Raw genomic sequence first — 11,006 nt, 5'->3', positions numbered from 1 at the left:
CCAGCGCCCGGTGCGCCAGGCCTCGGCCACCCGGCTGCGCTCCAGCACCAGGTGCGGCACCCCGAGCTTGCTCAGGTGCTCGCTCATGGCCACGCCGGCCTGGCCTGCGCCCACCACCAGGGTGTCCACTTGTATGGGTTGTTCTACGGTCATGTCTGTGTCCTTCTGCGAGACGAATGGCGCCGGCCGGAAGGCTGGGCGCACGCTGTTCAGAACCCGGGGGTAAGTCGGATGCCACAGATGGTGCGACAGACGCCTGCGAAGGAAAAATATTAAAAATGTGCTCGCTGGATAAGAAAAAGCGAGGCAGCGCGCGAGCATGCGAAGCGTGCAACTTCACAACACCGGCGCTGCATCGCAAGCACTCGGGCCCGCGGCCTGGGGCCCAGGCTCAGCTTCGCTCACTGACAAAGGTGTAGCGGCTCAGAGCCTCGGCCAGTCGCGAGGTTTCATCTGCGCAGCGATAGCTCGCCACCAGGCCTTGCCTGGCGCTCTGCACCACCCTCACCTCTTGCAGCTCGATGTCCAGCAAGGCGGCTTCCTGGCGTATGACTGTCTCGATTTCAGCCATGACCAGCGCGGGCTTGAAAATCTTGCCCACTCCGGTGACGGGTAGCGCGTCGGCCAGGATGATCGCCTTGGGCACCGCTGCGCGCTCGCTGATATGCCGCGTCGCGTAGTCCAGCAACTGGGCGCTGCTGATGGCACTCCCGGCGCGCACCTGCACATAGGCCACCGGTACTTCCCCAGCGTGCGCGTCGGGCCGGCCCACCGCTGCACACAACGCCACATCGGGGTGCGTGGCCAGCACCTCCTCGATGTATTTGGGCTCAATGTTGTGCCCCCCGCGGATGATCAGTTCCTTCTTGCGCCCGGTGAGCCAGAAGTAACCTTCGGCATCGCAGCGCCCAAGGTCCCCGGTGTTGAACCAGCGCTGTTCGGAGACACCGTCGAGGGCGACAGTATCGAACCACGCCCCCTGATCATGGGCGCTGTCCAGATAGCCGATGAAGACATTGGGACCGCTGATGCAGATCGCCCCCACCTCATCGACTTGCGCATCACGCAACCAGGCACCTCGCTCATCGAGGATCATCACCCGCATGTCCTGCCAGGGTAGGCGCAGGCCGACCGAGCCAATGCGCGACTCACCGCGCGCCGGATTGACCGACGACGCGCAAGTGCCCTCGGTCAAGCCATAGCCTTCGAGAATGCGCTGGCCGGTCTGTTGCTCGAACTTGCGCAGCAAGTCCCTGGGCATCGGCGCCGCGCCGCAGATCGCCACCGTCAGCGAGCTTGTGTCATGCCCCGCGCAGGGCACCTGCAACAGGCCGGCGTAGACCGTGGGCACAGCTGAATAGCTGCTGACCTGATGGGTTTCGACTATCTCCCAGAACCGCGGCATGAATCCCGGCGTGCGAAACCCCGCCGGTGGTGCCAGCAGCACATGACCGCCCTGGGCAAATGCCGCCAGGCCACAACCGATCAGCGCATTGACGTGAAACAGCGGTAACGCGGTCAGCACGGTGCGTCCTGGCCGCAGGACCGGCGCGCCGATCACCGCATCCAGTTGCCCGCAGAAGATCACTTCATTGCGCTGGCTGTGACGGGCAATTTTCGGCAAGCCGGTGGTGCCGCCGGTGCAATAGTAGGCCGCCACGTCGTTCAGGCCCGGCGGGGCAAACCGCAGGCGCTCGCCTGGCTCGAGGGCCAGTTCGGCGAAAAAATCCAGGACCGGCACCCCGGCCACTTCAGCGGGCAGCGGCGCGCTCTGCCCATGGCCCGGCAGGTGCCGCATCGGGTCGACAGCCAATACGCCTTGCAGGCCGGGCAAGCGGGCAATCGCGCCCTCGACCCGCTGCCAGATCTGCGCATCCGGCTCGGGGCCTACCGTGACTATCCAGCGGACCTTGGCCGTCGCCAGCAGCTCGGCCATCTGCGTGCCATCCAGCAAGACGTTGACCGCAAAGGCGATACCCGCGGTCTGCGCACCCCACATGGCGATATGGGTTTGCGGCAAGTTCGGCAGGATCAGCGCAACCACGTCGCCCCGCCGTACCCCCAAGCGCTCGAACAGGTTGGCTGCGCGAGTGATGTCCGCCAGCAGTTGGGCGTATGTCCAGCGCACCGGCCGCGCATGATCCTCGACCCGCAGAAAGAAGCTCAGGGCCGGGGCCTGTGGCCATTGGCTCGCGCTGCGTTCGATCAACGCATAGGTGTTGTTGATATCGGCAAAGGGCTGAGGACCCGCCTCGATCTGCAGAACGTCCTGATAGTCGCAAAGCATTTCCAAGACCTCCAATCATGAGTTTTCTTCACTTGAGATGCTGGCATGAGGCGAATTAGGTTACTTGGCATTTGATAACAAGAATTTGGCATTCGGGAACAAAATGAACCGTCCCCCCTTGTTTGTCAGGGCCCCTGCCCTGACCGGCTTCACCCGACTGGTCAGCGAGCATGGCGGTGACGCCCAGGCCCTGCTGGCCCGTGTCGGCATGACACAGGCCCAGCTCGACGACGCCCATTTCAGCCTGCCCCTGGAGAAGGTCGCGCAGTTGCTGGAGATCACCTCGCAGGCCTTGTCGCTGGCGGATTTCGGCGCTCGCCTGGCGAACCTGCAGGACGTCTCCATCCTCGGGCCGCTGGCCCTCATCGTGCTCCACGCCAGCCACCTGGCCGATGCCCTGGAACGGGTCGCTCGCTACATGCCCTACCACTCCCCCGGGCTGAACCTGCGCCTGAGCGTCGAGGGCCAATATGCCGCCTGGCACCTGCAGCATGACCTGAGTGTAAGCAGGCTGGGCGACCGGCAATTGAGCGAGCTGGTCCATGGCATTGCACTGGCTTTCCTGCGCCGGGTTACCCACCACACCGGCAAGCAATGGCAAATCAATTTCAGGCATGACAGCCCCCTCGACGCCAAGGCCTATCGCGCCCTGTATGGCTGCCGGGTACGCATCAACCAGGCTGAAAACGCCCTGCTCTTTCCCGCCAGCTTGCTCAGTACCCCGCTGGCCAGCGCCAGCCCGGCAATGCTTGAGACCACCGAGCGCATTGTCCGCCGCCTGATCCAGAGCCACCCCCTGGACCTGGGGCGCCAGGTGGAAATACTGGTGGAGCGCCTGCTGGTGACGGGCAACTGCACGCTGCCGGTCCTGGCCGGACAACTGGGCATGCCCCGGCATATGCTCCAGCGCCGCCTGCTAGCCCAAGGCTTGCGCGTGGAGGAAATCATCGATGACTTGCGCCGCAAGCGCCTTGAGTCGCTGCTGCCCCACCCGCAGATCGCCCTGACCGAAGTGGCGTTTCTGTTGGGCTACGGCGACCCCAGCTCGCTGACCCGCGCCTGCTATCGCTGGTTCGGCCAGAGCCCCAGCGCATGTCGCCAAAGGCACCTGGCGCGATCTTAGGCTCTGTACGAAAACTACCTGTGCTTCGATCAGACTGCGTTGAAGACAGGCTCGGCATGCTCATTCAGGCCGCTGGACTCGGCTTCCTCGCCTGCTTTTGCCTTGCCTGATCTTTGCTCGGCGAGTTTTCGTACAGACCTTTGGCGGGGCCGGTTGAGCCCCCGGCACCCGCGGTTCAAGCACCCGGGAATGTCGACAGCCCGGCACTCCCCGGGGCTTCGCTGACGATCATGTCCACGGCTTGCTGGGCAATCGGTGAAAGCGTGCGCCCGGCATGGGTCACCACGGCGTAGCGGATGGTCAGCACATCCGCCGGCCAGGGCGGCTGTATGAACGGTGCCAGGTCCACCAGCAGCCCGTTGTGCAGGTCCTGGTCGAGCCACGAGCGCCAGGTCAGGAGCAACGAGTCGCTGCTCAGGGTGGTTTCGCGCAACAGGTTCAGATCGTTGGAGCTCAGGGTCCAGGGCAGCAAGGTGCCCGGCGCCAGATCGAACAGGGCATACAGCGAAGCTTCGTTGGACGGCGACACGCCACTCCACTGGTAGTCGAGGATCTGGGCACGGGCAATCGGGCCTGCCTGGCGGGCCAGCGGGTGATCGCGGCGACAGAACACCGAGGCCGGCTGAGGCGGCAGATGGGTCACGGAAAAGCGCGGGTCGATTTCCTCGCCCGACTTGAGGCTGGCGACCACGAAATCCAGTTGCTCGGTTTCCAGCAGGTGGCACAACTGATTCCAGTACCCGACCTGGACATTGAGCACCAGCCTGGGGACCTGTTTGCGCAACCTGATGAGAATATCGACGGTGTTGAGCGTGGCCGCCATCGGGTTGATGCCCAGGCGCAGTTCCCCACCTTCGGCGCCGGCAATATCGATGGCTTGCGCCACCAGCTTCCTGGCGCAACCGAGCAGCTCATGAGCACGCCCGATCAACTGCTGCCCGGCAGCGGTGAGCATCACCGTGCGCGTATCACGATCGAAGAGCCGAACGCCCAGGTCCGCTTCCAGCGACTGGATGCTGCGGCTGAACGCCGTCTGCGACAGGTTGGCCCGAGCCGCAGCGCGGGAAAAATGCAGTTCCTCGCTCAGATAAACCAGATGGCGCACACGTTTCAGATCGATTAAGTCGCTCACTGCATTAATCCAGCCCTATCTTTGCATTGGACACTCTTAACACGCTCCCAGAAGATTCTCCACCACCAGCATCGCCCGGCAGACAACACGTACTGCCTCCAATAAAAAAAACGATGGGGAAGTTCTGTGGCGCACCAATTCCAGCTTGATCCATTCCGCTTACTGGGCCTGCCAACGCTGCTTGCACTGAGCATCAGCGCACCTGGCCAGGCCGCTACCTTCGACATCGGCGAGATCCAGGGGCAATTCGATTCTTCGTTGTCCATTGGCGCCAGCTGGGCACTGCGCAACCCGGACCGGGCCTTCATCGGCACGTGGAACGCAGGGCACGCCTCAAGCCAATCCTCCGACGACGGCCGGCTGAACTTTCGCAAGGGCGAAACCTTCTCGAAGATCTTCAAGGGCGTACACGACCTGCAGCTCAGCTACGGCGACAGCGGAGTATTCCTGCGGGGCAAGTACTGGTACGACTTCGAGCTCAAGGACGAGAGCCGGCGCTATGTGCAGATCAGCGATGAGCATCGCAAGGAAGCCGCCAAGTCCTCGGGCGCGCAGCTGCTGGACGCCTTTGTCTATCACAACTATTTCATCGCCGATCAGCCCGGCAATGCGCGCCTGGGCAAACAGGTGGTCAGTTGGGGGGAAAGTACCTTCATCGGCAATGGCATCAACGTGATCAACCCGACGGATGTCGCTGCCTTCCGGCGCCCGGGAGCCGAAATCAAGGAAGGCCTGATTCCGGTCAACATGCTGTTTTTGTCCCAGGGGCTGAGCGAAAACCTCTCTGCCGAATTTTTCTATCAACTGGAATGGGACCAGACCGTCGTCGACAATTGCGGGACCTTTTTCGGCTCCGACGTGATGGCCGATGGATGCAATACCCGCATGGGTTTCTCGCCCCCCTGGGACCCCAATGGCCAGTATCACTTCACCCGGGGTGGCGACCGCGACGCGCGGGACAGTGGCCAGTTCGGGATGGCCCTGCGCTGGCAGGTCGAGGCGCTGAACAACACCGAGTTCGGCCTGTATGCCCTGAACTACCACAGCCGCGCGCCTTTCCTCGGTGGCACGGTCGGCACGGCCCCCTTCGCGGTTAAGCCTGGGACCAGGGCATCGAGCGCCGAGTACTTCATCGAGTACCCGGAAGACATCCGCCTCTATGGCCTGAGCTTTGCCACCACCCTGGGCACCACTGCGGTTTCCGGCGAACTGAGCTACCGGCCGAACATGCCGCTGTCACTCAATGGCAGCGACGTGACCATTGCCGCGCTCGCCGGCCCGATGGCGGCCGATCTCGGTGCGCCGATCTTCACCAGCGGCTTTGCGCAGCCAGTGCCAGGCGAGAGCTTCCACGGTTATGTGCGCAAGCCGGTGACCCAGGCGCAAATCACCCTCACCCATTTCATCGACCAGGTCTGGGCCGCCGAGCGCCTGAGCCTGATTACCGAGATCGGCTACAACCACCTGGGGGATATCAACAGCAACGCCTTGCGCTTCGGCCGGGACAGTATCTTCGGCAACGGCGAACTGCCCGACAACCGCAATTGCGCGCTGATGGCCAACCCGGTCAACCCGCAGAACTGCAACAACAAGGACTTCTACAGCGCCAATTCCTGGGGTTATCGCGGCCGCGCCATCCTCGACTATCAGAACGTGATCGCCGGGGTGAACCTCAAGCCCAGCCTGTCCTGGTCCCATGACGTGCAAGGCTACGGCCCCAACTTCAACCAAGGCAGCAAGGCCATCAGCCTCGCCCTGGATGCCGACCTTCGCAATACCTACTCGGCGAGTCTTTCCTACACCGATTTCTTCGGTGGCGCCTACAACACTTCGACTGATCGCGACTTCGTCGCCCTCAGCTTCGGCGTGAGCTTTTGAATCCACAATCAGCAATCGAACAGGACAGGGTGCGATGAACATTTCGAAGTCGTTTTTTCACGGCAGTGCGTTGTCGCTGCTGCTTTGCACGTCGGCCATGGCCGCAGTGTCGCCCGAAGAGGCGGCCAAGCTCGAGACCACGCTGACCCCGGTGGGTGCCGAGCGCGCCGGCAATGCCGACGGCACCATTCCGGCCTGGACCGGCGGCCTGGCGAAGAATGCCGGGACGGTCGACAGCGCTGGTTTTCTCGCCGACCCCTATGGCAGCGAACATGCGTTGTTCAGCATTACCTCGCAGAACGTCGAGCAGTACAAAAGCCGCCTGTCCCCGGGCCAGGTCGCGATGTTCAAGCGCTACCCCGATTACCGGATGAACGTCTACCCCACTCACCGCAGCGCCAACGTACCGCCGAGCATCGTCGAGGCAGCCCGCAAGAACGCCCTGAACACCACCCTGGTTGCCGGCGGTAACGGCCTGGAGCACTTCACCAAGGCCTATCCGTTTCCGATTCCCGGGAATGGGCTGGAGGTGATCTGGAACCACATCACCCGTTATCGCGGTGACAGCGTGAAGCGCCAGATGGTGCAGATCGTGCCGGATGTCCAGGGCAACGGCACACCCGTGACCTTTGCCCACCAGTACGTGTTGCGCGAGAGCCTCACCGACTACGATCCGGCCAAGCCGAGCAACGTGCTGTTCTACAACAAGCAGACCGTGGTCGCGCCCGCGCGCCTGGCCGGCAACGTGGAACTGGTTCACGAGACCCTCGATCAGGTCAAGGAACCTCGCCAGGCCTGGATCTACAACGCCGGCCAGCGCCGTGTGCGGCGGGCCCCGCAGGTGGCCTACGACGGGCCGGCCGCCAGTACCGACGGCCAGCGCGTGGTGGACAACTACGACATGTTCAACGGCGCGCCGGATCGCTATGACTGGCAACTGGTGGGCAAGCAGGAACTGTACATCCCCTACAACAGTTACAAGCTCGATTCGCCCACGCTCAAGTACGCCGAGATCACCAAGGCCGGGCACATCAACCAGGACCTGGCGCGCTATGAACTGCACCGTGTGTGGCACGTGGTCGCGACCTTGAAACCCGGCCAGCGCCATGTGTATGCCAAGCGCGATTTCTACATCGACGAGGACTCCTGGCAGGCCGCGGTCATCGATCACTACGACGGGCGCAATACCCTGTGGCGGGTTGCCGAAGCCCACCAGCTTTCCTACTACAACAGCCAGGTGCCCTGGTACTCCGCCGAGACCCTGAATGACATGGTCAGCGGCCGCTACCTGGTGCTGGGCCTGAAGAACGAAGAGAAGAGCAACTATCAGTTCGGCGTCAAGGCGCTGGAGGCCGAGTTCACGCCCAACGCCTTGCGCCAGAGTGGGGTGCGCTGAACTCGGGTCACGACGGCTCGAACAACAGCTCCTTCGCCGAGGGGGCGCCAGGACCTCGTACTGGCGGTGGACACAGACCTTGCGCCAACCGCCACTCTTTGGAAAATGCCATGAAAAGCACCCCCGCTCCTTCGCTACCGCTTCAATACGCGCCGTGCGCAGCGCCGGCGACACCCCGCGGCAACATGCGCCGGGTGGTCGTCGCCTCCTCCCTGGGCAATGCGCTGGAGATGTACGACTTCACCGTCTACAGCTTTTTCGCGGTGATCATCGGCCAGCTGTTCTTCCCCTCCGACTCCCCCCTGGCGTCGCTGATGATGTCGCTGGTGACCTTCGCCCTGGGTTTTGTCGTCCGCCCGCTAGGGGCGGTACTGATTGGCCGGGTGGCCGACCGCTACGGCCGCAAGCAGGCGCTGTCGCTGACCATTGCCTTGATGACCATCGGCACGGGCATCATTGCCTTTACCCCCACCTATTCCAGCATCGGGATCTTCGCCACCATCATGCTGGTGCTGGGGCGGATGCTGCAGGGCTTTTCCGCGGGCGGTGAGGTTGGCGCCGCGTCGGCCTTCCTGATGGAGTCCGGGCGCACCGACAACCGCTGCTTCATGGTCTGCTGGCAAGGCGCGAGCCAGGGCGCTGCCGCCCTGCTCGGGGCGCTTTCCGGGCTGGCGCTGACCAGTGTTCTGTCGGAGCAGGCGCTGCACAGCTGGGGCTGGCGCATTCCGTTCATCATCGGCCTGCTGATAGGCCCGGTGGGCTGGTACATCCGCAAGCACCTGGATGAAACCCACCAGAACCCGGAGAACCCGACGCCGTTTCGCGACCTGTTGCGCAAGCACGCGCGCACCCTGGGGCTGGGCATATTGCTCATGGCCAGTTCGACGGTCACCTCCTACATGGTGGTGTTCTACATGCCGACCTACCTCACCCGGACCTTGCACTACTCCAGCAGCTTCGCCTTTGCGCTGGTGGCCTTCGCTTGCGTCCTGCTGACGGTCGTTCCCCCGCTGGCCTCGCGATGGGCTGACCGCATGCCACGGCGCAAGCCCTTGCTGTACTGGCTGTGCGGGCTGCAGATCATCCTGACCTACCCGGCCTTCATGCTGCTGGGCCTGCAAAGCACCCTGCTCTGCCTGGTGGCGGTGTCGATGCTGATCCTGCCGATGGCCATCAGCGGCGGTGCCGGCCTGGCGCTGCTGATGGAAGCCTTCGCCCGTGACGAGCGAGTCACCGGGCTGTCGATCGTCTACAGCTTCGGGGTCACCCTATTCGGGGGGTTCTCGCCGCTGATCGTGACCTGGCTGATCGCCGTGACCGCAAGCCCGCTGGTACCTGCCTGGTATCTGTGCAGCGCCATCGTGCTCAGTGGCGTGGCCCTGCGTTTCTACCCGGAATATCCCGGCCGTCCCTGAATCCGACCTGCAACTGCCCCTCTACCTGGAACAAGGAATCCGTTGTGAACATGACCTCTCTGCAAGACCGACTGCAAGCCAGCACCGAGCGCTTCCTGAAGATCAGGCGCAACATCCACGCCCATCCGGAGCTGGGTGAAGACACCCTGGACACCGCAGCCCTGGTCACCGGCCTGCTCGAAGGCTGGGGTTATGAAGTCCACACCGGGGTGGGCGGCCATGGCGTGGTCGGCGTCCTGCGTCGCGGCTCGGGCTCCAGGACCCTGGGCCTGCGGGCGGACATGGATGCCCTGCCGATCATCGAGCGCAACGGCTTGCCCTGGGCCAGCCAACGCGCCGGGGTGATGCACGCCTGTGGTCATGACGGCCACACCGCCACCCTGCTGGCGGCGGCCGAACAACTGGCCCTGCACGGCGAGTTCGACGGCACGCTGAACCTGATCTTCCAACCGGATGAAGAAGGCCTGACCGGCGCCAGGAGCATGATGGCCGACGGGCTGTTCCGGCGCTTCCCCTGCGATGCGGTGTACGCCTTCCACAACATGCCGGGGTTTCCCGTGGGCTACGCGATCATCAAGAGCGGCGGGGTCATGGCCTCGTCCGAGCGGGTCGGCATTACCCTGACCGGCAAAGGCGGACACGGCGCCGTGCCGGAGCGCGCCGTCGATCCGATCCCGGCCCTGGCCGGCATCATCAGTGCCCTGCAAACCGTGGTCTCGCGCAACATCAGCGCCAACGATGCGGTGGTGATCAGCATCGGCAAGGTACAGGCCGGAACCGCCACCAACATCATTCCCGAATCGGCCATGCTGGAACTCAGCGTGCGCACGGTTGACCCGGCGATCCGCCAACAGGTCGAGCAGCGGATCCGCACCATCGTCGAGGGCCAGGCCGCAGCATTCGGGGTCACCGCCGAGATCGACTATCAGTTGCTGGCCCCGGTCCTGGTGAACACCGTCGCCGAGACGCAACGGATGCTCGACGCCGCGCGCAAGGCCCTGGGCAACGAGAACGTGGTGGAGCAAGTGTCATTCAGGGCCATGGGCAGCGAGGATTTTGCCTGGATGCTGGACGAAGTGCCCGGCTGCTATTTCGGCCTGGGCAATGGCACCGGGGAGTTCAACGGCTGCTCGGTGCACAACGATCACTACGACTTCAACGATCAATTGATTCCCCTGGGCGCAGCGTGCTGGGTGGAACTGGTCGAAGGCTACTTGCGCTGAGGCGCTTGGTTCTCGGGGTGCCCCGAGCTGGGCGCCCACACACTGTCTTGTGCAGGCCAGCCCTGCACCCGCCTATCAGGACACTGCCATGCCAAACGCTACCGCCATCGCCGACATGAGCGCCATCGAGCTGCTCGGTCATTACCGTGACAAGCAGCTGTCTCCCGTGGAGGTCACCCAGGACGCACTGGCCCGCATCGAGCGCTTCAACCCGCGGGTCAATGCCTTTTGCTACACCGATCCCGAAGGCGCGCTGAACACCGCACGCGAAGCTGAAAAGCGCTGGATGAAGGGCCAGCCCTGCGGCGCCCTCGACGGCCTGCCGACATCGATCAAGGAACTGACCCCGACCCGGGGCATGCCATCGCGCAAGGCATCACTGACGATTGGCGCGCAAGGCCCCTGGGACGTCGACGCGCCCGTCACCACTTTCATGCGGGAGGCCGGCGCCGTGGTGCTGGGCAAGACCACCAGCCCGGAGTTCGGCTGGAAAGGCGTGACCGACAGCCCGCTCTACGGCATCACCCGCAACCCCTGGGACACCCGCATGAC

Annotated in this window: 9 protein-coding genes; 6 read left to right on the top strand and 3 right to left on the bottom strand. The window is 63.8% G+C overall.

Annotated elements, in window-relative coordinates; genetic code table 11:
- A partial coding sequence (locus F6S12_RS26760; protein WP_315869504.1) for an FAD-dependent monooxygenase occupies window positions 1-153 on the bottom strand: 153 nt, incomplete at its 3' end.
- Between the two features lie 238 nt (window positions 154-391).
- On the bottom strand, window positions 392-2,287 hold the full coding sequence (locus tag F6S12_RS26755) for an acyl-CoA synthetase (RefSeq protein WP_210672495.1): 1,896 nt from the start codon (window positions 2,285-2,287) through the stop codon (window positions 392-394).
- Window positions 2,288-2,390: 103 nt separating this feature from the next.
- On the opposite strand from F6S12_RS26755, the gene F6S12_RS26750 reads away from it, so the two are divergent.
- A complete protein-coding gene (locus F6S12_RS26750; protein ID WP_073698943.1) occupies window positions 2,391-3,410 on the top strand; it encodes an AraC family transcriptional regulator in 1,020 nt (339 codons plus the stop codon).
- 175 nt (window positions 3,411-3,585) lie between these two features.
- Here F6S12_RS26750 and F6S12_RS26745 read toward each other — a convergent pair whose 3' ends face one another.
- Window positions 3,586-4,542, bottom strand: coding sequence for a LysR family transcriptional regulator (locus F6S12_RS26745; protein WP_315869503.1), 957 nt, complete (start codon window positions 4,540-4,542; stop codon window positions 3,586-3,588).
- 126 nt (window positions 4,543-4,668) lie between these two features.
- On the opposite strand from F6S12_RS26745, the gene F6S12_RS26740 reads away from it, so the two are divergent.
- The 5 genes from F6S12_RS26740 to F6S12_RS26720 form a co-directional block, all read left to right on the top strand.
- Window positions 4,669-6,420 (top strand): DUF1302 domain-containing protein, encoded by a 1,752-nt coding sequence (locus F6S12_RS26740; RefSeq protein WP_315869502.1) that lies wholly within the window; start codon window positions 4,669-4,671, stop codon window positions 6,418-6,420.
- Between the two features lie 34 nt (window positions 6,421-6,454).
- Window positions 6,455-7,816, top strand: coding sequence for a DUF1329 domain-containing protein (locus tag F6S12_RS26735; RefSeq protein ID WP_315869501.1), 1,362 nt, complete (start codon window positions 6,455-6,457; stop codon window positions 7,814-7,816).
- Window positions 7,817-7,926: 110 nt separating this feature from the next.
- The gene (locus tag F6S12_RS26730; protein WP_315869500.1) at window positions 7,927-9,231 is read left to right on the top strand and encodes an MFS transporter; all 1,305 of its coding nucleotides are present in this window, start codon (window positions 7,927-7,929) and stop codon (window positions 9,229-9,231) included.
- A 50-nt stretch (window positions 9,232-9,281) separates the two neighbouring features.
- Window positions 9,282-10,454, top strand: a complete 1,173-nt coding sequence (locus F6S12_RS26725) for an amidohydrolase (protein WP_174395216.1) — start codon at window positions 9,282-9,284, stop codon at window positions 10,452-10,454.
- An 88-nt stretch (window positions 10,455-10,542) separates the two neighbouring features.
- On the top strand, window positions 10,543-11,006 hold a 464-nt coding region (locus F6S12_RS26720; protein ID WP_315869499.1), incomplete at its 3' end, for an amidase family protein.

The sequence above is a fragment of the Pseudomonas sp. JV245A genome, assembly GCF_032424515.1.
Classification (GTDB): Bacteria; Pseudomonadota; Gammaproteobacteria; order Pseudomonadales; family Pseudomonadaceae; genus Aquipseudomonas; species Aquipseudomonas protegens.
Note: the sequence above shows the minus strand (reverse complement) of the source record. Positions and strands in the feature narration are given on the sequence as shown.